The organism is Rhizobium pantanalense (assembly GCF_030182525.1).
In the GTDB taxonomy this organism is placed as follows: Bacteria; Pseudomonadota; Alphaproteobacteria; order Rhizobiales; family Rhizobiaceae; genus Rhizobium.
On record NZ_JAQJCH010000001.1, the window covers coordinates 137,365 to 158,855 of the forward strand.

Here is a 21,491-nt window from a genome sequence, read left to right on the forward strand (position 1 = left end):
GATACGATGTCAAAGAAAGGCATTTCAAGATGAGCTTATCGTGCAGGCGGCGCATCATCCTTGATGTCGTCGGCAAACCTGCGCATGAGCCGCACAAGGTCCTCGATATCCCGGTCGTCCCATTTGGCGAAAATGGACCGTACGATCCTCTCGCGCGCCTCATCGATGCGATCGGTCATCGCTTTTCCCTGTTCGGTGATGACAGCCTCGCGAAGGCGGCGGTCTATCGCGTTCTCCTGCCGGCTGATCAGTCCAAGCCCCTCCATCTTCGCAACCTGACGGCTGACGGTGGTGTAGTCGCGCCCGACGCGATCGGCCAGTTCGACGACGCCGATGGGGCCGAGCCGTTCCACCAGAACCAACAGGGAAAACAATGCGCGATCGAGAGAGATGCCCGCCTCCTTGATCATCGCTTCATCGCGCTGGGGCCGGTTCATGACGCCGACGATTTCGACCAGCGCGCTATGGAGTTCGCGTAGTTGAGCGCTGATATGTGTATTTTGCAAGCTTATTATTGACACCGGGCCACCCTTCTTTTAAGTGTGTGCATATTACACATATGGGGGTGGAAATGACAGAGCAATTTGCAGCCGATGTGCTGATTTGTGGTGCGGGTGCGGCCGGCCTCGCGCTGGCCATCGATTTGGCAAGGAGAGGAATTTCCTTCCGTCTGATCGAAAAGATGGACGGACCTTTCCGTGGTTCGCGCGGCAAGGGTATTCAGCCGCGAACCCAGGAAATCTTCGAGGATCTCGGCATTCTCGATCGGATCGTCGCGGCCGGCGGCATGTATCCGCCCGAGCGGCGATATCGCGAGGACGGCAGTTTTATTGAATCCGACATTGCCGAGCATCAGGACCCGACCCCGGCCGAACCGTATCATCTGCCGCTGATGATACCGCAATTCCTGACCGAAAAGGTAATGCGCGAGAGGTTGCTCGAGCTTGGCCACAAGCCGCAATTCGGCTGCGAACTGGTTGGTTTCGAGCAGGACCCGGGTGGCGTGACGGCGCGTCTCGAAAGCAAGACTGGAGAGGAAATTCTTCGGGTGCGCTGGCTCGTAGGCGCCGATGGCGGCCGCAGTTTCGTTCGCCACGCCCTTGATATCGACTTTCCCGGCAAGACCCTTGGCGTTCGCGCCATCGTGGCCGATGTTATCTTGACCGGTCTCACGCGCGATGCCTGGCATCGCTTCAACGAAGGCGACATGACCCGGCAGATCATGTTCTGCCCGCTTGCCGGGACCGAGATGTTCCAGATACAGGGGCCGATCCCTCTCGACGATGATATCGACCTCTCTGCCGAAGGGCTGAAAGCCATGGTGGCGGAGCGGACCAGGCGCGACGATATCCATATCCAATCCGTGTCGTGGTCGTCGGCCTACACCATGAATGCGCGACTGGCCGATCGATACCGTGTCGGCCGCGTGTTTCTCATCGGTGATGCCGCCCACATTCATCCGCCGACCGGTGGTCAAGGCCTCAATACCAGCGTGCAGGATGCCTATAATCTCGGATGGAAGCTGGCAGCGGCCGCCAATGGAGCCGACGACAAGCTGCTCGACAGCTATGAAGAGGAGCGTCAGCCCATCGCGGCTGCGATGCTCGGTCTGGCAACAAGGCTTCTTGATGCCCAGAAACAGGGCGACATGCGGCGCGGTCGCGAGGTGCGCCAACTCGATATAGGTTATCCTTCGTCTTCGCTTGCGCTCGAAACGCTTGGGCGCAGCGGTCATCTGTCTGCCGGCGACCGAGCTCCGGATGCGCCGATCCGTGGCGCCGCCGGCCAGCCGAAAAGGCTGTTCGATCTGTTCCGAGGCCCGCATTGGACATTGCTCGGCTATGAGGTGCAGCCGGGATCGGTGCCGCCGCGCACAGGGCTGCATATTCATACTTTCGGCCGGTCAGGCGACATGGTCGATGCCGGGGGCCATCTGCGCGACATCTACGCTCTCTCCCCCGGAGAATGGGTGCTCGTGCGGCCGGACGGATATATTGGCGCGATCGCTGCGGCCGACGACATTGCGATGCTGGAAGGCTATTTCGTGCAAGTGGGGCTTGGTTCGGCGGATATGTGGCGCGCCTAAAGCGCGTCGCGATCTTTCGGATTCGCTTCTTGCACGTTGGACTAAGTCTTTGATTTGGGCATGTCGTTGTCGCAAACCGCTGCACACTTTTGCCCGACATGCTTTAAAGCAACGGCCACGTCATACCGATTGAACTGCCTGAGCCGGGCGCGTGCCCCCGTCAATCGGCCGCCTCTAGCCAAAGGTTCTTGATAGTCCGTGCTTCGCTCTTCGGTTTGTCGGCGAAGACCCAGCGGGCTCGCTCCAGCGCTTCCTCGCGCGCGGTCTGCTGCCGGGCAATGATCGCTTCCAGCAGGCGGGCGTGATCGTCGCTCCTGTCGAAGAGATGCGGCTCGCGGTCTGCGACATCGATCAATATCGACATGTCGAGATAGCGGCCGAGCACGTCTACCAAGGCCTTGGCCTCCAGCTGCTTGGCATGCATGGCGGCCGGCCAGACATCGCGCAACAGCATGTGATGCATCCAGTAATCCTGGCTGCGTTTGCGCAGATCATGAAAGCTCTCGACGTGGGCCGCTTCCACATGGCATTCGGACAACGCCTGCATCGCCTTGTGGACATTCTTGCGCCAGCTTTTCTGAAAAAGACGGGCCGTGTCGCGCCGGCCGCAGTCGAAGGATATCTCCTTTAACGCCTCGCGCGCGCCGGCACATGTCGCGATTGCTGCCTGTGCCTTGTCTTCGAGATCGGTTTGCGCCGCCGCCAGGCGGTCGCGCCTGATGGTCAGCAGATCGCTGACGCGGGTCAGCGCGTGCAGTTCTTCCGCGGATCTGGCGGTTGCCTGCAGATAATGACCGATCTCGATCAGTGCGGTCGCATCGCGCACACCGGAAAGCGTGCGTGCCATATTCCGAAGCCGGTCATTTTCCCGCTGCTGAAATTCGCGCGCGACTGGAGCTATCAACCGGTAGAGCGCGCGCACGCGCTTGATATTCTTGCGGGCGGCGTGAACCGCTTCGTGCAGGCCCTGCGGTCTGTCCGTCAGTACGGCCATTGCCTTGCCGAGTTGATGCGCGGCTGCTGTGTGCACCTCGTCATCAAGGGCTCGGTCAGGCCGTATGCGATAGCTCATCGTACTCCTGCTCGAACTGCGTCGCCAGGGCCTGATTGGAATAGCGGTATTCGCCGGTTACCTCGCGTCCGATCCAGTCCGGCAGTTCCGGATTGTCGCTTTCGTCGTCCATTTCCACTTCAGCGATCACGAGGCCGCGATGGGCGCCGCGGAAGACATCTACTTCCCAGGTAAAGCCCTTGAACTGCACTTTGTGGCGGGTCTTCTCGATGACGAGCCCGATCGCCGTTTCCAGCAATTCCTCCGCCTCGTCGACGGGGATCTCATATTCGAATTCGTCTCTCGTCATTGCCTTGCCGATCTTGATCGTCAAGGTTGCCTTGGTGTCGTTCGTCAGCCGTATGCGCACGGAACGGTCTGCCATGGAGGCAATATATCCCTGTCGCAGGATCAGCCGCTCAGAAACGGAATCACGCCAGTGATCGCCGCGCACTAGAAACTTTCGCTCGATCTCTTTTGCCATGCGTTTGACATGCTCCACCGGCACAGATTGGAATAACCTATAGCAAGTTGCCGCGATTTCCTACCCGTCGTATTTAAAGTGAGCTTTTGTCTCGACAAGCATCTTCGGGAAGGCTATTCGAAAGCCGGATTTCAATCGTTTTAAAGGGAGTGAACCGACCATGGGCGAGAAAACCGAGAAGCTTCTTTCCATCCTGAAACTGCAGCCCGTTGTCCCCGTGCTGATCGTCGAAGATGCGAAATCGGCCGTGCCGCTTGCCCGCGCGCTGGTTGCGGGCGGTCTCAAGGCCATCGAGATCACGCTGCGCACCGCCGGCGCGCTCGATGCGATCCGCGCTGTCGCCGAAGAAGTCGAGGGTGCCGAAGTCGGCGCCGGCACGATCCTCAACGTGAGCCAGTGGGATGCAGCCGTCGAAGCCGGTTCGAAGTTCATCGTCAGCCCCGGCACGACGCAAGAACTGCTCGATGCTGCGCGCGGCTCGCACGTGCCGCTGCTGCCGGGTGCTGCTACGGCAAGCGAAGTCATGGCGCTGCGCGAGGAAGGCTATACGGTGCTGAAGTTCTTCCCGGCAGAGCAGGCCGGTGGCGCTTCCTATCTCAAGGCCCTGTCGTCACCGCTCGCCGGCACGGTCTTCTGCCCGACCGGCGGCATTTCGCTGAAGAATGCGCATGATTATCTATCGCTGCCGAATGTCATCTGCGTCGGCGGCTCCTGGGTTGCTCCGAAGGAGTTGGTGGCATCAGGCGATTGGGCCGGGATCACCAAGCTTGCTGCTGAGGCCGCTGCGCTCAAGGGCTGAGACTGGGCCTACCCAATTCGATTCCAGAGGCGCGTGGAGCTTTCCGCGCGCCTTTTTGCATTCCGCGGATTGGTATTTGCGGTTGCGCTTCCTATCTCCCTCTCACCATCAAAGGACGGAGGACCATCCATATGATCGACGCCCGCAAGCTTCTTGACCAGTTCCTGGGATCGCAGGTTCCAGGCGTGCAGGGGACCGTGAGAGACAGGGCAACCCAGGCCATCAATCTTGCCAGGGACAATCCGATGGCAACGAGCGCGATTGCCGGCGTGCTGCTGGGGACGAAGACCGGCCGCCAGGTCGCCGGAAATGCGCTGGCGCTCGGCGGTCTCGCAGCCATCGCAGGCCTCGGCTATCAGGCCTACAAGAATTACCGCGACGGCAACCAGCCGCAGCCGGCACCGCAGGCCGAGCCGCAGTTCCTGCCGCCGCCGTCGGATTCCGGCTTCAGCACGGCACCGGCCGTCGCCAGCAACGATTTTGCGCTTTCTCTGGTGCGGGCCATGATCGCGGCCGCCCGTGCTGATGGCCATATCGACGATGCGGAGCGCCAGCACATCCTCGGCAAGGTGCATGAGGCTGGTGTCGGATCCGAGGCGGAGGCCTTCTTCCAGCGCGAGCTTGCCAATCCAGTCGATCTCGATGCCATCGTCGCTTCTGCAAAGACCGAAGAGCAGCGCGTGCAGGTCTATACCGCATCGCGGCTGGCGATCGAGCCGGATTCGCGGGCCGAACGCGGCTATCTCGATCTGCTTGCCGGTCGCCTCGGTCTCGCCGATGCGCTGGTCGACCATATCGAGGCGACCGTTGCAGGCGCTAAAGTCTGACGCGTGTGACGATAGGGCCGGTTGCCTTTCCTCGGCAGCTGGCCTAAGCCTTCGCCGAAACTCATGTCGGGGCGTCAGGGGATGGCTATATTGACGGATAAGAAAAGCGAAACCCGCTCGGCGGCAATCGCGGCCGGCGTTATCCTGCTGGTTGCGACAGCCGTGCTTTACCTGATGCCGAGCGTTATCGTCTGGCTCGGCTCGATCTCGCCATGGCTCGGCACCGGTTTCGGCGTGCTCGTCATCCTGGCCTTCTTCTTCGTGTTCTGGATGCGGGCACGCTATCAGCGGCGCAATGGGCCGTAAGCTCCAACTAAGGTTCTCCCGAACCCTCGGAAATCGCTCAGTTCTGCAGCGAGGCGCCGAGCAGGATAATGCCCGTGCAGATGACGAGCAGCGCGCCGAGGATCTCGATGCCGTTGCTCACCCAAGCCGAAAGTCTCGAGCCCTTGCCGGTGAAGCGGACGGCGGTGCCTTTCGCGAAGACCGCGATGATGGCAAGCAGCGAGACGGTGAGCGCCGTGCCGATCGACATGGCAAGGACCGATAGCAGGCCGCCAAGATAGAGGCCGTTCAGCATCGAAAAGGTCATGACAAGGAGCGCGCCCGAGCAGGGACGCAGACCGACGGCGGCAATGGCGGACCAGGCCTCGCGAGCACTGAATTTTTCGTTCGACAGCATCTTCGGATCGGGAAGATGGGCATGGCCGCACGTCTCGCAGTAAGCGCCATCGCCGGTCGCATGGGCGGGATCGTAGCATTGGTAGCCGCCGGCAGCGGGTATCGCGGCGCTGCTGCGGGCAAAAGCTCTTGCCGAATCCGTACCCGTCGCGGCTCCTTCGAACAGCGAGAGGCTGATCGGCCCCGCCGAAGTCGCAAGCTGCATTTCCTGATGCTGGGCCCGGCTCTGCATCATCGCCCGCAGCTTGCGGAACAAGAGCCAGCTGCCGAACAGAATGACCATGACGAAGCTCGTGATCTCCATAGCATTGGTCGCCATCGTCATGGTGATGCCTGAGCCGCGCAGGACGAAATAGGCGGCGCCGACGACGAGGACGGCAACGAGGCCCTGAATAAGCGCGGAGATGAAGGAGATGCCGATGCCGCGTTTCAGCTCGATCTCATTGGCGACCATGTAGGAGGATATGACAGCCTTGCCGTGGCCGGGGCCGGCGGCATGGAAGATGCCGTAGGCAAAGGAGAGACCGATCAGCGTCCAGAGCTGCCACGGGTCCTGGCGCATGGCTTCGATGGACTTGGTGAGCGCGCGATAGAAGGCCTGCTGCTCGTAATTTACATAGAGGAAGATCGGCGCAAGCGGCCCGCCCATCGGCTGGAAGCTCGGCTCGGCCGTACCAATGCCCAGCGGTGAGCCGGCAGCATGGGCGAGACCGGCTGCCGCCAGAAGGGCGATAGCTGCGGCCGGCGCGAGCGTCCTCATTCTCGAAATCAGCATTGCACATCTATCCGCGTTGCAAAGAGCTTCGACATGGTCGTTCCCGTCGGATCGTTGAAGAAGGCATCCGTCAATGTCGACCTGTTCTCGGCGATCACCTCATCTGGATTGGGCCGGACGACCTTATGCGTGCAGCTTTTGAAGGCGTCGCCCTCCGTCACCAGTTCATTGTCGCTCGGAAAGTCGATCGAGGTATAGAGCGTCGGGTCGTAGATGCCGAAGCTCAGCTTGTTGCCCTTGGCGAGCGGCATTGGTTCGGCCGGTTTGACGGCGAAAAACATCAGAAGCTGGCCGTCGCGGAAATCGACATTGATGACATCGGGCTTATCGACCTTGACCACTTTGCCGTTGAGCGTCAGGTTCGCATAATAATCGTAATCGGCCAGTGACTCGCGCACGGTCTTGCCGACTTCTTTCAGCTCGTCGGGATCGAGCTTCAGGTTGGTGTTCTTGTCGAAATCCATGAGGACGGAGGAAGAGAACACCTCGTCGAAGCGCCAGACATTGCGCAGTTCCTGCACATTGCCATCGGCGCCGGCGAGCACTTCCAGACGGGCTTCCACGAAAATATGCGGATGTGCCGCTGCTACGGTCGGCACGAGCAACAGGCCGCCGGTCAGGGCAACAGCGTAGGCGGTCGTGGATTTTCTCATGCGTCCGATATGTTTCGCGAGCATTGATTCACTTCGTTTTCTGGTCAGGAAATGAGACGGAATTGGGACCGGCCGGCCAATCTTGGCCGTTCAGCCATTCTTGCGGAACCAGTTGTGCAGGTAGTCCACAAAGATGCGCACCTTGGCCGGGAGGTAGCGGCGGTGCGGGTAGACGGCATAGATGCCGCGGTCCGTCGGCAGATAGTCATTGAAGAGCGTCAGCAACTGTCCGCTTTCGATCGCCTTGCGGCCGATGAAATCCGGGACGATGGCAACGCCGAGATCCGCGAGCGCCGCACGCAACGTCGCATGCGGGCTGTTGACCTCGAGCGTGCCGTTGATGGCGACGTTGAAGGTCGTGCTGTCGGCGTCGACGAAGCGAATGGTGCCTTGCGAGCGGGTGTTGGTGTCGATGATGAAGGGTATGCGCGCAAGGTCAGTCGGGTGTTCCAGCGTCGGATAGCGATCGAGGAACGACTGCGTCGCGCAGAGATGGACGCGGAAATCGGAAATCTTGCGGGCAATCATGCCGGAGTCTTCGAGCTTGGTGATACGGACGGCGACATCGAAGCCTTCCTCAATCAGGTCCACGAAGCGGTCGTCGGCGGCGATTTCCAGCGCCAGATCGGGATTCTCCTTGGCAAAATCGATCAGCGACTGCCCGACATCGGCATCGACGAAGGTGCGCGGCACGGAAACGCGCAGCCGGCCTTTAAGCTGCTGATTGTTCTCGCGCACGAGGTCGGCAAGATTGTCGATCTCCTTCAGGATATCGGAGGCGGTGCGATAATAGGTATGGCCGGCCTCGGTCATCGAAAACTGACGCGTCGTGCGGTTCAAGAGCAGCGCCCCCAGCTCGTCTTCCAGTTCGCGGACATATTTCGACAAGAGCGCCTTAGAACGGCCGGTCTTGCGGGCGGCAGCCGAAAATCCCTCGGCCTCGACCACGTCGATAAAGGCGCGAATCCGGGTCAAAGTATCCATGGTGAAGCCTCCCGCTAACTGTTTCCGGATGTTGAACAAAATGCGCCGGTTTGTTCAATTATTTTTTTCGGGCATGGGAGAAAAATTTTCTTGATTATGTCGGCGAATATTCCTATTTCGGGGTCAGCCCAAAGTCGCACGTGCCCGTGGGTGTCCGCCGATCCTCGATGTGGTGAGAAAATCGGTAAGGTACCTGGAATTAACCCCTCCAGTCGCTATTCCGGCCAACCGGAAAATGCGAGGACATCTGAAGCAACGACGGTGCGGGCCTTTTTGTTCTCTCCCGGCTTTCCATCAGCCGGGGTTACTGAAGAGGCACACCTTCATTGCCGGAAGTGCGGTTGGGATATTCCCTCCAATCCATGGCAGACAAAGCGAATTAGCGCCGCTTGCGGCACTGGTTCATCATCCGCGCTTCGCGCATTTGCACGGTACCGGGGTCTCCACCGGCTGGTTCCTAAGCGAATGAGCGTCGCCCTTTGTCCTCTGGGTTTTCCCCGGAGCCTTTGGAATTGAAAGGGAATTGACATGACCACGCAACGTATTCGCGATTTCCTCGCTAGCCGACGTCCGGACGGTCCTTGCCTGGTGGTCGATCTCGACGTCGTCCGCGACAATTTTCACGCCTTCCGTCATGCCATGCCGGACAGCGCCATCTATTATGCCGTCAAGGCCAATCCGGCTCCGGAAGTGCTGCGCCTGCTCGCAAGCCTCGGTTCCAATTTCGATTGCGCGTCCGTCGCCGAAATCGAAATGGCGCTCGATGCCGGCGCGACCGCACAACGTATCTCCTACGGCAACACCATCAAGAAGGAGCGCGATATCGCCCGTGCGCATGCACTCGGTATCAACCTCTTCGCCGTCGACAGCCACGAGGAAGTCGAGAAGATTTCGCGTGCCGCTCCCGGCGCCCGCGTGTTCTGCCGTGTCCTGACGGATGGCGAAGGCGCGGAATGGCCGCTGTCGCGCAAGTTCGGCTGCGTCCCGCAGATGGCCGTCGACGTTCTCGTCTACGCACATCAGCTGGGCCTGGAATCCTACGGCGTGTCTTTCCACGTCGGCTCGCAGATGACCAAGGTCGATGCCTGGGACGATGCTCTTGCAGATGCCAAGCGCGTCTTCGTCTCGCTCGCCAAGCAGGGCATCCACCTGCAGATGGTCAACATGGGCGGCGGTTTCCCGACCAAGTATCTGCGCGACGTTCCCTCGGCCGAAGCCTATGGCAAGGCGATCTTTGCGTCTCTGCGCGCCCATTTCGGCAACCAGATCCCGCACACGATCATCGAGCCGGGCCGCGGCATGGTCGGCAATGCCGGCGTGATCAAGGCTGAAGTCGTCCTGATTTCGAAGAAGTCGGACAATGACGCCGCTCGCTGGGTCTTCCTCGATATCGGCAAGTTCGGCGGTCTGGCCGAAACCATGGACGAGGCGATCCGTTACCCGATCCGCACGACGCGCGATGGCGACGAGATGGAACCATGCGTCATCGCCGGCCCGACCTGCGATTCGGCAGACGTGCTCTATGAGAAGAACCTCTATCCGCTGCCGGTGTCGCTCACCATCGGCGACGAGGTCCTGATTGAAGGCACCGGCGCCTACACCACGACCTACTCGGCTGTGGCGTTCAACGGCTTCGATCCGTTGAAGGCCTACATTATCTGAGGTCCGGCAGGGATCTGAAGTTCGACAAAGCTGCCCCCGTAGCCAGCCGGGGCGGCACCCTCACAATAGTTCGTCACCACCGCTGATAACGGTATTGGGCACGGGAGGCCGAGATGGCCGCTGTTCTTGATTCTGTCCGCGCATTCTTTGCGCCGTCCACATTCACCCTCGACCTGGAAAATGCAGGCGATGTCGTTGCGCGTGAAAACCTGCTGGATCGCGCCATGGGGCCAGACCGCCGCAAGAAGTCGTCGGAAAAGCTGCGCCAGGGCCGGGTGCCGGCTGAGGGCCTGGCGCTGGTCGCGCGCGATCGCGCCGGCCATGTCATCGGCACGGTCCGTCTGTGGAACGTCGAAGCCGGCGTCGATCGCGAGACCCGTCCGGTCGATGCGCTGCTGCTCGGCCCGCTGGCGATCGATCCCGCCTATGAAGGCAAGGGCATCGGCTCCGCGCTGATGCGCGCCGCCATCCTGGAAGCCAAGAAACGCGGCCATGGCGCGATCCTGCTCGTTGGCGATGCGCCTTACTACGAGCGTTTCGGTTTCTTCGCCGCAAAGACACGCCATCTTGTCATGCCAGGCCCGTTCCAGCGCGAGCGCTTCCTGGCTCTCGAACTCAAGGAAGGCTGGCTCGACAGCGCCGCCGGCATGATCGTCGCCAGCGGCCGCAAACTGGCCCAGCCGCCGATAGCAAAGGCTGCATAAAGAGAACAAGCAGTTCTGAAGAAGGCCTTCGCCCAGTCAGGTGCCAGCCTTTAACCGAAATGTGGAATGCGTCTGTCGTAAATATTTATCGCGAAACTCTGGGTTTTGTCAGGGAGGTTTACGACAGGAGTTTACAGGAAGGTTTAGTCCTGAGGGTTTGTCGGGAAAGTCAGGACTTTTTCAACGCTGTGACAATCGCATACAGCAGCTTCGCGTTGCTGTAACCGATATCTTCGCGGGTCAATCCCATCCGCAGAGCCACGAGTTTAAGCGAAGGAATGATCGCAATCACCTGACGGAGATGCCCTTGCATCATGAATGTGTCGACCGGTAGGGTAAATCCTTGACCCGGGCCTAACCAAAGCTGTCCGCGGCCATAAGCGGGACCATGTCCCTCGTCGGAGGCTGGCACAGGCGAGCGCATATAGTCCACAAAGCCGCTCGGCAAAAGCTGTTTACCGTTCCACTCCCCGTTCAGGCGCAGGAATTCGCCGAAGCGGGCCCAATCCCGGGCATTAGCGAAGAGATAGGCCTCGCCGAGAAATGTGCCGGAAGGATCCGCTTCAAGAACGGCGCTAGTCATGCCCAGGCGCTTGAACAACCGTTCCTGCGGAAACGCCTGTGCATCTGCCCCAACCGCATTCTGCCAAAGCCGCGCCAGCAGAACCGATGAGCCACCTGAATAATTGAATTTTGTGCCGGGCGGAGCGACAAGAGGCCGGTCTCTCGCGAAAGCCGCTGCATCTTTTGCAAGATCCTCCAATATATAGGTATCAGGGAAATTGCCTTCTTCACTCCATTTTAAGCCGCTTGTCATGGACATCAAATTGGCCACGGAAATGTCCTTGCGTGCATCATCGGCCCATTGCGGGAATAGATTTTTCTGATCGAGCGACAGCTTTCCGTCCTTGATCACCAAGCCGACCAGTGCCGCGTTCACGGTCTTCGTCATCGACCAACCTAGCAATGGCGTCGAAGGCCCGAAGCCTTCACCATAGGCTTCACCGACAATGTGTCCATCACGAACAACGACGATCGCGCGCATTCCAGGTCCCTGAAACGCCGGATCATTCAACACAGCCCGTAAACGCTTGTCGTCCGACAACTGCACCCTGTCGCCTGCCGGCCAGAGCGCATCAGATGTCTTTGGAGGCAAAGAAGTTGCGGCAGCGCGAGAATGGACCTCTTCCATTGAATCCAGAGCGCAACCTCGTCCCTCCTCGTATTGGGCGTAACGTCTGGCGAACAGGCCCAGATATGCCACTTCGACACGTTGTTTGCTGGTATCGACCTTGATCCTCATTCGTTTAACGGTGTGCGAGAGCGCAAACTCCACGTCGGTTGCAATGACCGCATCCGCGTCGCGTTTTGCAATGAACACGTTTGAGCAAACCATATTAGCTGCATAGCCCGTGGCGACCAGCAGTAAATCGGGAGGGCTGATGGTCAGCCACCCGCTCACTGCAGAAACCCCAAAAACTACGATCACGATAACAACAACGGAGAATTTTCGAAATCGGCGCATGTTTCGCGACCTATTAACGAGACAATCGAAAAGCCACGAAAGATATCGCGAAATTCCCAATTAAAGCGACAGTCTTGCGACTTGATTTTACGGCGTCGCAAAATGCCTGCCGAAGATATTTCCAACAAAATAATCCGTCCGAAAGGCCCATGCCACAAGGGATTCGGTACCAGTGTCAAACTGGGTTCGACATTTAACTTAGGGGCTGGTAGTCGGGCGGAGGCGTTTCTATTTCGCAGCCTTGATGCCGTCCTTCGCCGGATCGTATCCATCCGTCAGCGTTTTCAGGAAAGCGACGACATCGGCGATCTCGGCGTCATTGAGCGCGGGTGCATCGCCGGGCTTGCGGTTCATCGGTGCGTCGATGACGTCGATGTTGGCCTGATACTGCGCCGGCAGGTCATCATATTTCAGCACCTTGCCGCTTGCATCCTTCGGATAGATTTCCTCCGGATTGGTATCGCGCTTGACGTAGAAGCGGGTGACATCCTCCAGTGTGCGGTAGACGCCATTGTGGAAGAAAACGTGACGGGTAGCGACATTGCGCAACGTCGGCGTTTTGAACAGCCCGCAATTCTGCTGCTGGGCGGAATAGGTGTCGTTGCGCAGCGGGCCGCAAATGCCGGTGTCGTAGTAATGCGCATCGGCATTGGCTGAAATGGCGGGATTGCGCGGTGCGCCGAGCGCCTCGAACTCGAAATCGGTGAAGTTCGGCATTTGCCCATCGCCGGTCATCTTGTCGAGGTGGCAGGAGGCGCAATTGCCCTTGTTCGCATCGTCGAACAGTTTCAGACCCCGCGCTTCCGCATCCGTCAGCACTGCCTTGCCGCGCAGATAGTAATCGTACTTGCTGGTATAGGGATGGAAGGAGTTTTCCTCGATCTGATAGCGGGCGAGCGCGAAGCCGATCTCGGAGATCGTCATGTCCTGATCGTTGAGGATATTGTCGCCGAAGAGCGCCGAAATCTCCTTGCCGTAACTCTCTTTTAGCTTGGCATAGACGGTGGCCGCATCGGCATTCGCCATTTCGAAAGGCGAGATCATTGGCTGCAGGGCTTGCTCCTCCAGCGAATCGACCCGCCCATCCCAGAACATGCCGCCCTGCGGCACGAGGTTTACTGCGGCTGCCGCTTCGGCCTTGACGACCGCTTGGGCGGTCAGCGGGCCGGTGACGGCGGCGGGGGCATTGGCGAGAGCCACGCCCGATGCTTCGGTCATCGGCGAGGCTTCCGCCGCTTCGTCGGCAGCGCTCTCTTCTCCGATCGAGAAGGAAGGCGTCGACATTTTGTAGGCGAGGCTCGGCACCGCGCGAATGCCCGGCCGATCGAGATGCGGGCCACCGAGCTGGACGGCGAGGCCATTGGCCGGCGCATAGTGGTTGGCCGGATCATGGCAGGTGGCGCAGGATATCTGGCCGCCGCCTGAAAGCGATGGATCGAAGAACAGCTTCTTGCCAAGCTGGGCCATCGCGCTCAGCAGTACCCGGTCATCATAGCCATCAGTTGTCGAAGCACTGGCGGCCGGTTCGCTTGCCATGCCGACAGCCGCACCCGCAAGCGACAGGCCCGCGAGTGCGATGAGCGGCAGGAGACGGCGGTTGATCAAGGGCATTTCCGTCTCCCTTATAGTCTTATGATGCCTGATTGCCTGTCTTCGGATCGAGGATCAGCTTAGGCGTATCACCCTTGGACCAGTCGAACATGGTGTTCAGCGAGCCCGAGAGCACATCGAAGGAGCCGCCGCCGAGGCGGGCGCCGGCCATCCAGTTGTCTTCGATGAAACGCATGACGGAGGTCTGGTCGGTCAGCGTATGGTCGACGAAGTTGACCTTGGCATAGGGCGAGATGACGAGCAGCGGCTGGCGCGTGCCGTAGCCGCAGCGTCCCTGCGCCGGCTGGCCGTTGACGCCGGGCAGCGCGGTGCCGGTGGAGCAGCTGTCGCCGCTCAGCACGTCATAGCCCTTGACGGGGATTTTCGATGGATTGACGACCGCATGGGCATGATCATACCAGCCGTCGGAATCGTCGTAGAGGATAATGATGGCAGTATCCTTCCAATCCGGCGAATTCTGCACGGTGTTGACCACCTCAGTTACGAATTCCTGCTCGTCGAGCGGATCGGAATAGCCGGCATGGCCGTCCTGATAGGCCGGCGCCTTCAGGAAGCTGACTGTGGGCATGTTGCCGTTCTTCACCGCCGCATAGAAGTCGGTCATGTCATATTGGTGGTTTGCTGCATCCGTCGTGCCGATCGCCGCCACGGAAGAGGGGCGCGCATGCGTCGGGTTGGCGGTCGAGGCGTAATACTGGAACGGCTGGTGATGCGGAATGTAGTCGGTGTAGTTGACCTTGGTGATGGTCGACGTGGTCGCGCGCTTGCAGCCTGTCGTGCCATCCGGGTTGGTCGCCGTCAGATCGAAACCGCCCTCGAAGAAGCCCCAGGTGATCTTGTGCTCATTCAGCATGTCGCCGATATTTTTGCCATACATCAGCGCGGTCTGGCCGACCGAACAGACGTCGCCGGTCGGATCGAAGTCGCTGATCGCAGTCCAGCCGCCATTACCGTCGGGCACGATGCGGCCCTTGGAATAGGTGCCGTCGCTTTCCAGCGTATAGCCAGGCGGCAGGATGGCGCCATTTGTCTGGCCGGAGATGAGGTTCAGCGCGCCCGGTGTCGAGGGGCCGAAATTGGTGGAGAAGGAATTGTCGCTCATCGCATAGTGCTGAGCATAGTTCCAGTAGGCCGTAACGGTGTTGCCGTCGTAATAGCCCATGACCTGTCCCTTCGTGCCGAAGGCGCCGGCAGCACCCTTGGTGCCCTTGCCGGTATTGGCTGGGAAAAGATCCATGGCGAAATTGTTGTAGGCGGCCTGTTCGGCGGTGTAACCGTGGTTCTGCGACTGGGTTGCCGCCTGCGTGCGGTCGAGCCGGAAGGGGGCAACCGCATCGGCGCCGTTTGCCGTGTTGGTCTTGTTCGGATTGTTGTCGAGAAGGCCAGCATTGGCGAGCGTGTTGATATCGGTCGGCGTACTGTCGGCCGCCTTGAATGCCGGTTCGCCATCGACATTTGCAGCCTTGGGGTAGGTTGCGAAATAATGGTCGAAGGACACATTTTCCTGGAAGATCACGACAAGATGCTTGATGGGGGTTGCGGTATTCGGTATCGGGCTTACGTCAGCGGCGTCGGCGGTGGAACAGAGCAAAACAAGGCCAAGCGCGCTGCCGGCTGCAAGGGCGGCGCGACGTGAAAAACTGGTCATCGTCATATCCTCTTCGAGTGGGGGGCATTGCTCCGACGCATTTGCGCCACGCCGGGCATAGAGAACCCTTTCGAGCTATCAATGGAGTATGACAGTTCCATGAAGGGCGCGGACAGGCGATTGCGTCATTGATATGGCATCTCCGGCAAGCACTTGATTCTGCTGTGCTGGATGCAGAACGGTACGAGACGCCTGTCCGGAGCGTTTACAGTGCTACCTTATGTCACGGACTGCCAGCGGGGTGTTTCCTCACCCTCCTCGTGCTTCGACACGGCCCTTGGGCCTCCTCAGCATGAGGTAGCCACAGTCCTTCATTCGGTGAAATCAGATATTCTGATCCATCGTCTCAGCCGGAATCTCGTCGGCGCGATGGATGCGCACGACCACAGCCGGGACGCCTGCAACGGTGCAATGCGGCGGCACGGGTTTGACCACGACGCTGCCCGCGGCAACCTTGCTGAAGGCGCCGACTTCGATATTCCCGAGGATCTTGGCGCCGGCGCCGATCATCACACCGTGGCGGATTTTCGGGTGACGGTCGCCGCTCTCCTTGCCCGTACCGCCGAGCGTGACGTTCTGCAGGATGGAGACCTCATCCTCGATGACGGCGGTCTCACCGATGACGATGCCAGAGCCGTGGTCGAGCATGATCGAGGTGCCGATCTTCGCGGCCGGATGGATATCCGGGCCGAAGACGAGCGAGACGAGATTGGAGAGCCAGCTCGCAATTTCCTTGCGGCCCTCCGCCCAGAGCGCATGGGCGATGCGGTGCGTCTGCAGGGCGTGGAAGCCCTTCAGATTGAGAAGCGCGTGCAGGTAGGTAGTGCAGGCGGGGTCGCGGGTTCGCACGGCAACGAGATCTGCTTCGGTTGCCTGCAGGAGGACTGGATATCGCGCCAACACGTCCGACAGCAGCGACAGCATGTTACCATGCTCGATCCTGACGACGCAGAGCCGGGCGGCCAGTACGTTGGCAAGGCTTTCGGCATCGGAGTTTCCGGCAAGCAATTGCACCTGCAGCAGCGGCGCAAGCGTCGGCTCGCGCGCCGCCAGTTCGGCGGCTTCGCAACGGATCACGTCCCAGACGTTTTCGGCTGGGGCAGGTGGATTTCCGGCGATTGCCGTTCCTGACTGAGGCATAATCCTGTCTCTCTGCATCTCATTGTTTTCACGCAATTCCGGACGGAAAACAGCTGTGCACTTTTCTTGGAATTGCTTTAACCGGAGATGTCCACGACACCGCAGTCGCCGGCTTCGGAGGCGAAGGCGAGCAGCTTGCCGGACTTGCTCCAGCTCATCGATGTGATCGCACCCTTGCCGGGCCGGCGCAAGAGCGCTTCCTTGGCGTCGCCGATGCGAACCGCTAGGATCATACCATCGATGAAGCCGATGGCGAGGATATCCTCGGCGGGATGGAATTTTACGGAGGTTGCCATGATGTTGGCGCGCGTGCCGAGCTCCAGCGGTGCCTTGCCCATCGGGCCATCCTTGCCCTGGAAGGGCCAGACGATCGCCGCCGGTGCGCCCGACGAGGCAAGCCACTTGCCCTTGTTGGACCAGGAGAGCGACTTCACTTTGGCGGGATAGCCGGTCATGCGCATATGGCGCGCTTCGGCGCCGGGCTTTGTATCCAGCTTCCAGCCGTGCAGCGCATTTTCCTGCATGGTCGTGACGATGAACTGGCCATCCGGCGAGAAGGTGACGCGCGTATGGGCGCCTTTCCATTCGAGATTGATCGGCTGACCGCTCATGCCGACCCAGTGCAGGGATACGCCGTTATAGCGGGCAACCGCGATGCGCAGGCCCTTGGGAGCGAAGGCGATGCCTTCGACGGTACGTTCTTCCGGAAACTCTTTCGTCGTCCCGTCGGAGAGCCGTACGAAGGTGCTCTTGCCGTAGGAATAGGCGACGGCGCCCTGCGGGCCGGCTGCAAGCTGGCCGATCCATTTGCGCGGCGCTTCGGCCAGTACCGTTGTGCTGCCATCGGCTGCGATCCGCAAGACCTTGCCGTCCTCACCGCCCGAAATCAGGCTCTCGCTATAGGGATCGCGGATGCAGGTCAGCATTCCGTGATGGGCTTCGGTAACCTTCTCGCCGCCTTCGAGGCGGTGGACTGCGCCGGCGGCGCTGGCGAAGAAAGGGGTATCACCTAAAAATTCGACGGCCAGAACGTGGCCGTCGATATCAAGCGGAGCAACAGTCGGCATCAGGCAGACGCCTCGCACGCCTTGAAGCTGGCTTCCAGCTTTTCGCGGTCGAGTTCGCGGCCGATGAAGACGAGGCGGCTTTCATGCTTCTCGCCGTCTTTCCAGGGGCGCTGGTGATCGCCTTCGATGATCATGTGGACGCCCTGAACGACATAACGCTCCGGGTCGTCCTTGAAGGCGATGATGCCCTTGAGGCGCAGAATGTTCGGGCCTTGCGTCTGCGTAACCTTCTGGATCCAGGGGAAGAAGCGCTCCGGGTTCATCTCGCCGCCACGCAGCGAAACCGACTGCACGGTGACGTCGTGGATTGGCGACAGGCCGTGGTGATGATGGTCGTGATCGTGGTGGTGATGATCATGATCATGATCATGATGATGGTGGTGATCGTGATCATGGTCGTGATGGTGATGATCGCAATCCGGACCGCAGACGTGATCCTCGTGGCCGTGCTCGAGGAAATGCGGATCATTTTCCAGCGCGCGTTCCAGATTGAAGGCGCCCTGGTTCAGCACGCGTGCAAGCTCGACGCCGGAACGGGTCGTCTTGTAGACGCGGGCAGCCGGGTTGATGGCGCGAACGATATCTTCGATCTGGGCCAGTTCTTCCGGAGAGACGAGATCGGACTTGTTGATGACGACGACGTCGGCAAAGGCGATCTGGTCTTCGGCTTCGCGGCTGTCCTTCAGGCGTAGCGGCAGGTGCTTGGCGTCGACGAGTGCGACGACGGCATCGAGCTCGGTCTTGGCGCGGACATCGTCGTCCATGAAGAAGGTCTGGGCGACGGGAACCGGATCGGCAAGGCCGGTCGTTTCGACGATGATGCCGTCAAAGCGGCCGGGGCGGCGCATCAGGCCTTCGACGACGCGGATCAGGTCGCCGCGAACGGTGCAGCAAACGCAGCCGTTGTTCATTTCGTAGATTTCTTCGTCCGACTCGACGATCAGGTCGTTGTCGATGCCGATCTCGCCGAACTCGTTGACGATGACGGCGTATTTCTTGCCGTGATTTTCGGACAGGATGCGGTTGAGCAGCGTCGTCTTGCCGGCGCCGAGATAGCCGGTGAGAACGGTGACGGGAACGGGCTTTTGCGTGGCTGTTTCGGTCATGGGAGCCTCGAAATATGGAAGGTTGCCCCGGGGAGCAGACATTGGTCGGCTTCCATATAAGGAGTTGGAGACGCCAGTTCAAAGGCTTTTATATGTTATAAGATCACATTGGATTGCGGAGAGGCGGTTTGGCGGCGTGCTCATGACAGCATCGACATGTCGAAGCTGTCTATATCTTCCAGCAGCTCGATGAGGCCCTTGACGGCATGTGCGATCAGCCGCTCGCCTTTTTGCGCCGTGGCCACGGCCGCGTTGCCGGCCACACCCTGGCTGCTCAGATCGGCCATTTTCCAGCCGAAGGCGTGAGGTCCATAGGCGCGCAGATGCTTGAAGCCCTTGATGAACTCCGATTGCCGTGACGGGAAGTTTGCCGCCTTCGGCATGTCAACCTTTTCCGGATGCAGGGCAAGCATGACCGATGTCTCGATATCGCCGCCGTGAATGTCGATGGCTTTGTCCTCGGGCGCGATCAGCCCGTCCGGCACGCCGAAACGCGTCCAGCTGGTGGCAACCGCCAGCATGTTGAAGCGCACACGCGCTTCCGTTGCGACGATGGTCATCAGCGGCGAGTTGCCGCCATGGGCATTCAGCATGACGAATTTGCGGATGCCGAGATTGTTCATCTGCTCGGCAATGCCGAGCCACCGCAGAACAGCTTCGTCAAAAGCCAGCGTCCGGGTACCGGCGACATCCATATGCTCGATCGAATAGCCCACCGGCTCGACGGCGAGAAACGTGACCGGGAGGTTTGCCGGCAAGGCAACCTTGAGACGCGAGACGATTCCTTCCGCGATGAGTGCGTCGGTTTCGAACGGCAAATGCGGGCCGTGTTGCTCATAGGCGCCAAGTGGCAGTACGGCGATCCATTTTCTTCGCTCTTCGAGCGTCAATGTTTCATCATTGTCATCGAAACATGGCAAAGGATGCGCCATCTGAGGATGTACCTCTTGTTTATGTCAGTAACCTGCGCAATGTCATAGCGTGATGACTTAGCGGCGAAAAGGTCAACGGAATCACGATGGGCAAAAAGAACAAGGTCGGGAAGAAAAGTAAGTCAGGTAAGAAGAAGGATCACCGGGACTACACGCTTGCCGATCTGTCGCCGGCCTTGACGCAGGCGGCGCGGTCCATGCGCACGGTGATGACGCGCAGCCTGACGGCGAGCGGCCTTTACGCCGGGCAGGACGGTGTCATTCTTGCGCTCGCGGCAAGTGATGGTCTTCCGGCCGGTACGCTGGCGCAAAAGCTCGGCGTCAAGGCGCCGACGATGACGCGTACGATCGGGCGCATGGAGGCGCAAGGCTTCGTCGAACGGCGGCCGGATGCGGACGATGCCCGCCTGACCAAGGTCTATCTGACCGAAGCAGGTCGAAACAGCGTCAGCGAGATTGAAAGTTCGGCCGCGAGCTGCGATGAGCTAGCGACCCGCGGCTTCTCGGAAAAAGATATCCGCTCGCTTGTCCGGCTGCTCAAGACAATCGAGCATAATCTCCAGGCCGGCGATGATGATGAGGATGATGACGAATTCTGAGAATCCTCAAGAATTCGTGTTGCGCGGCGTGATTAAAGCTTTTAATTAAAGATTTTAAATTCCGGAATCGTAAAACGATCGGAATATGTTACGGCTGCGTTTCACGGGGAGGGCGCGCGTGGCGCAAAAGATAAAGCTTTCTACTATTGCTGAAACGCTCGGCATTTCAACGGCAACGGTATCTCTGGCCTTACGCGACAGCCCATTGGTTGCGGTCAACACGCGCGAGAAGATAAAGGATCAGGCCCGCGCGTTGGGCTATATCTACAATCGCCGCGCGGCGAGCCTCAGGACATCGCGGTCGGGCATCATCGGTGTCGTCGTTCATGACATCATGAACCCCTTCTATGGAGAAATCCTGAAGGCAATCGAAAGCGAGCTCGATCGCAGCCGCCACACCTTCATCCTCTCAAATCACTATGATTCGGTCGAAAAGCAGCGAACCTTCATCGAGACGCTGCTGCAGCTCGGCGGCGATGGCGTCATCATGTCGCCGGCGATCGGAACGCCGCCTGAAGATTTCGAGCTGGCGGAAGAAAACGGCATGCCGGCCATCCTCGTCGCGCGACAGATCGAAGCGCTGGATCTGCCGACCTTTCGAGGCGACGACAGCTACGGCATCTCGCTTGCGACCAACCATCTGATCAGCCTTGGCCACCGCTCCATTGCCATGATCGGCGGCACCGATCAGACCTCGACTGGCCGCGACCGCTACCAGGGCTACGTGAATGCGCTGCGCAAGGCGGGCATCGAAGTCGATCCCAATCTGCGCATTCCCGGCGCCCGCTCCAAGCAGGGCGGCTTTGAGGCGGCTGTGCATTTCCTGTCGCTGCCGCAGAAGCCAACGGCCGCCGTCTGCTGGAACGATCTGGTCGCCATCGGTCTCATGAACGGCATTTCACGCGCCGGTCTCGTTCCCGGGCGAGACATCTCGGTCACCGGCTATGACGATCTGGAGGAGGCGGCGATCGCAACGCCGGCGCTGACCACCGTCTGGAACGGTCAGGCCGAGGTCGGAAGGCTTGCAGCACGCGCGCTTTTGGATAGGCTGGCGGGAAGCCATGAGCCGGATGGTATCCATCTAATCAAGCCGGAAATGCGCATCCGCCAATCGACGGCGCCTTATAAAGCCCGCTAATAGCGGTTCGGCGCCGAAC

General features: G+C 59.9%; 21 protein-coding genes. 8 read left to right on the forward strand and 13 right to left on the reverse strand.

The window, feature by feature from the left end; all coding sequences use genetic code 11:
- Window positions 1-35: 35 nt before the first annotated feature.
- Window positions 36-512, reverse strand: coding sequence for a MarR family winged helix-turn-helix transcriptional regulator (locus PH558_RS00685; RefSeq protein ID WP_244575341.1), 477 nt, complete (start codon window positions 510-512; stop codon window positions 36-38).
- Window positions 513-571: 59 nt separating this feature from the next.
- Here PH558_RS00685 and PH558_RS00690 point away from each other — a divergent pair, with 59 nt between their 5' ends.
- Window positions 572-2,086, forward strand: a complete 1,515-nt coding sequence (locus PH558_RS00690; RefSeq protein WP_285201641.1) for an FAD-dependent oxidoreductase — start codon at window positions 572-574, stop codon at window positions 2,084-2,086.
- A gap of 160 nt (window positions 2,087-2,246) precedes the next feature.
- Here the strand turns inward: PH558_RS00690 and PH558_RS00695 are convergent, their stop codons facing one another.
- Both PH558_RS00695 and PH558_RS00700 read right to left on the reverse strand, forming a co-directional pair.
- On the reverse strand, window positions 2,247-3,158 hold the full coding sequence (locus PH558_RS00695) for a CHAD domain-containing protein (protein ID WP_095435850.1): 912 nt from the start codon (window positions 3,156-3,158) through the stop codon (window positions 2,247-2,249).
- Entirely contained in the window at window positions 3,136-3,621 is a 486-nt protein-coding gene (locus PH558_RS00700) for a CYTH domain-containing protein (protein ID WP_015341155.1), read from the reverse strand. Before PH558_RS00700 ends, PH558_RS00695 begins: the two co-directional genes overlap by 23 nt.
- Before the next feature lie 160 nt (window positions 3,622-3,781).
- Here PH558_RS00700 and PH558_RS00705 point away from each other — a divergent pair, with 160 nt between their 5' ends.
- The 3 genes from PH558_RS00705 to PH558_RS00715 all read left to right on the forward strand — a co-directional run bounded on the left by PH558_RS00705 (window position 3,782) and on the right by PH558_RS00715 (window position 5,553).
- Window positions 3,782-4,420, forward strand: a complete 639-nt coding sequence (locus tag PH558_RS00705; protein ID WP_285201652.1) for a 2-dehydro-3-deoxy-phosphogluconate aldolase — start codon at window positions 3,782-3,784, stop codon at window positions 4,418-4,420.
- A gap of 131 nt (window positions 4,421-4,551) precedes the next feature.
- Window positions 4,552-5,247, forward strand: a complete 696-nt coding sequence (locus PH558_RS00710; protein ID WP_285201656.1) for a tellurite resistance TerB family protein — start codon at window positions 4,552-4,554, stop codon at window positions 5,245-5,247.
- Between the two features lie 90 nt (window positions 5,248-5,337).
- The gene (locus PH558_RS00715) at window positions 5,338-5,553 is read left to right on the forward strand and encodes a hypothetical protein (RefSeq protein ID WP_285201660.1); all 216 of its coding nucleotides are present in this window, start codon (window positions 5,338-5,340) and stop codon (window positions 5,551-5,553) included.
- Window positions 5,554-5,590: 37 nt separating this feature from the next.
- Here PH558_RS00715 and PH558_RS00720 read toward each other — a convergent pair whose 3' ends face one another.
- From PH558_RS00720 to PH558_RS00730, 3 genes are all read right to left on the reverse strand, one after another.
- Complete coding sequence (locus tag PH558_RS00720; RefSeq protein WP_285201661.1) at window positions 5,591-6,703, reverse strand: nickel/cobalt transporter; 1,113 nt, start codon at window positions 6,701-6,703, stop codon at window positions 5,591-5,593.
- Window positions 6,697-7,356, reverse strand: coding sequence for a DUF1007 family protein (locus PH558_RS00725; protein ID WP_244575227.1), 660 nt, complete (start codon window positions 7,354-7,356; stop codon window positions 6,697-6,699). The genes PH558_RS00720 and PH558_RS00725 overlap by 7 nt, the downstream gene beginning before the upstream one ends.
- A gap of 90 nt (window positions 7,357-7,446) precedes the next feature.
- Entirely contained in the window at window positions 7,447-8,340 is an 894-nt protein-coding gene (locus tag PH558_RS00730; protein ID WP_095435845.1) for a LysR family transcriptional regulator, read from the reverse strand.
- Window positions 8,341-8,868: 528 nt separating this feature from the next.
- Between PH558_RS00730 and odc2 the strand changes: the two genes are divergently transcribed.
- On the forward strand, window positions 8,869-10,002 hold the full coding sequence (gene odc2, locus PH558_RS00735) for an ornithine/lysine decarboxylase (RefSeq protein WP_095435844.1): 1,134 nt from the start codon (window positions 8,869-8,871) through the stop codon (window positions 10,000-10,002).
- A 113-nt stretch (window positions 10,003-10,115) separates the two neighbouring features.
- On the forward strand, window positions 10,116-10,706 hold the full coding sequence (locus PH558_RS00740) for a GNAT family N-acetyltransferase (RefSeq protein WP_285201671.1): 591 nt from the start codon (window positions 10,116-10,118) through the stop codon (window positions 10,704-10,706).
- 169 nt (window positions 10,707-10,875) lie between these two features.
- Here the strand turns inward: PH558_RS00740 and PH558_RS00745 are convergent, their stop codons facing one another.
- From PH558_RS00745 to PH558_RS00775, 7 genes are all read right to left on the reverse strand, one after another.
- A complete protein-coding gene (locus PH558_RS00745; protein ID WP_285201675.1) occupies window positions 10,876-12,231 on the reverse strand; it encodes a serine hydrolase domain-containing protein in 1,356 nt (451 codons plus the stop codon).
- A 228-nt stretch (window positions 12,232-12,459) separates the two neighbouring features.
- On the reverse strand, window positions 12,460-13,842 hold the full coding sequence (locus PH558_RS00750) for a cytochrome-c peroxidase (protein WP_285201687.1): 1,383 nt from the start codon (window positions 13,840-13,842) through the stop codon (window positions 12,460-12,462).
- Between the two features lie 19 nt (window positions 13,843-13,861).
- Entirely contained in the window at window positions 13,862-15,490 is a 1,629-nt protein-coding gene (locus PH558_RS00755; RefSeq protein ID WP_285201692.1) for a phospholipase C, read from the reverse strand.
- Window positions 15,491-15,814: 324 nt separating this feature from the next.
- Window positions 15,815-16,630, reverse strand: coding sequence for a serine O-acetyltransferase (cysE, locus tag PH558_RS00760; RefSeq protein ID WP_285201696.1), 816 nt, complete (start codon window positions 16,628-16,630; stop codon window positions 15,815-15,817).
- Between the two features lie 77 nt (window positions 16,631-16,707).
- A complete protein-coding gene (locus tag PH558_RS00765; RefSeq protein ID WP_285201702.1) occupies window positions 16,708-17,697 on the reverse strand; it encodes a WD40 repeat domain-containing protein in 990 nt (329 codons plus the stop codon).
- Window positions 17,697-18,803: a CobW family GTP-binding protein gene (locus PH558_RS00770; protein ID WP_285201704.1), complete on the reverse strand. Its 1,107-nt coding sequence runs from the start codon at window positions 18,801-18,803 to the stop codon at window positions 17,697-17,699. The genes PH558_RS00765 and PH558_RS00770 overlap by 1 nt, the downstream gene beginning before the upstream one ends.
- Before the next feature lie 140 nt (window positions 18,804-18,943).
- On the reverse strand, window positions 18,944-19,735 hold the full coding sequence (locus PH558_RS00775; protein ID WP_285201707.1) for a creatininase family protein: 792 nt from the start codon (window positions 19,733-19,735) through the stop codon (window positions 18,944-18,946).
- A gap of 86 nt (window positions 19,736-19,821) precedes the next feature.
- On the opposite strand from PH558_RS00775, the gene PH558_RS00780 reads away from it, so the two are divergent.
- Together PH558_RS00780 and PH558_RS00785 are read left to right on the forward strand one after the other, a co-directional pair.
- Window positions 19,822-20,334, forward strand: a complete 513-nt coding sequence (locus PH558_RS00780) for a MarR family winged helix-turn-helix transcriptional regulator (RefSeq protein WP_113408311.1) — start codon at window positions 19,822-19,824, stop codon at window positions 20,332-20,334.
- Between the two features lie 118 nt (window positions 20,335-20,452).
- A complete protein-coding gene (locus PH558_RS00785) occupies window positions 20,453-21,472 on the forward strand; it encodes a LacI family DNA-binding transcriptional regulator (protein ID WP_069613309.1) in 1,020 nt (339 codons plus the stop codon).
- The last annotated feature ends 19 nt before the right edge of the window (window positions 21,473-21,491 follow it).

Coding starts and splice junctions, on each gene's coding strand:
- PH558_RS00690 (WP_285201641.1), top strand. CDS start 572: ATGACAGAGCAATTTGCAGCCGATGTGCTGATTTGTGGTGCGGGTGCG.
- PH558_RS00695 (WP_095435850.1), bottom strand. CDS start 3,158: ATGAGCTATCGCATACGGCCTGACCGAGCCCTTGATGACGAGGTGCAC.
- PH558_RS00700 (WP_015341155.1), bottom strand. CDS start 3,621: ATGGCAAAAGAGATCGAGCGAAAGTTTCTAGTGCGCGGCGATCACTGG.
- PH558_RS00705 (WP_285201652.1), top strand. CDS start 3,782: ATGGGCGAGAAAACCGAGAAGCTTCTTTCCATCCTGAAACTGCAGCCC.
- PH558_RS00710 (WP_285201656.1), top strand. CDS start 4,552: ATGATCGACGCCCGCAAGCTTCTTGACCAGTTCCTGGGATCGCAGGTT.
- PH558_RS00720 (WP_285201661.1), bottom strand. CDS start 6,703: ATGCTGATTTCGAGAATGAGGACGCTCGCGCCGGCCGCAGCTATCGCC.
- PH558_RS00725 (WP_244575227.1), bottom strand. CDS start 7,356: ATGAGAAAATCCACGACCGCCTACGCTGTTGCCCTGACCGGCGGCCTG.
- PH558_RS00730 (WP_095435845.1), bottom strand. CDS start 8,340: ATGGATACTTTGACCCGGATTCGCGCCTTTATCGACGTGGTCGAGGCC.
- odc2 (WP_095435844.1), top strand. CDS start 8,869: ATGACCACGCAACGTATTCGCGATTTCCTCGCTAGCCGACGTCCGGAC.
- PH558_RS00740 (WP_285201671.1), top strand. CDS start 10,116: ATGGCCGCTGTTCTTGATTCTGTCCGCGCATTCTTTGCGCCGTCCACA.
- PH558_RS00745 (WP_285201675.1), bottom strand. CDS start 12,231: ATGCGCCGATTTCGAAAATTCTCCGTTGTTGTTATCGTGATCGTAGTT.
- PH558_RS00750 (WP_285201687.1), bottom strand. CDS start 13,842: ATGCCCTTGATCAACCGCCGTCTCCTGCCGCTCATCGCACTCGCGGGC.
- PH558_RS00755 (WP_285201692.1), bottom strand. CDS start 15,490: ATGACCAGTTTTTCACGTCGCGCCGCCCTTGCAGCCGGCAGCGCGCTT.
- cysE (WP_285201696.1), bottom strand. CDS start 16,630: ATGCCTCAGTCAGGAACGGCAATCGCCGGAAATCCACCTGCCCCAGCC.
- PH558_RS00765 (WP_285201702.1), bottom strand. CDS start 17,697: ATGCCGACTGTTGCTCCGCTTGATATCGACGGCCACGTTCTGGCCGTC.
- PH558_RS00770 (WP_285201704.1), bottom strand. CDS start 18,803: ATGACCGAAACAGCCACGCAAAAGCCCGTTCCCGTCACCGTTCTCACC.
- PH558_RS00775 (WP_285201707.1), bottom strand. CDS start 19,735: ATGGCGCATCCTTTGCCATGTTTCGATGACAATGATGAAACATTGACG.
- PH558_RS00780 (WP_113408311.1), top strand. CDS start 19,822: ATGGGCAAAAAGAACAAGGTCGGGAAGAAAAGTAAGTCAGGTAAGAAG.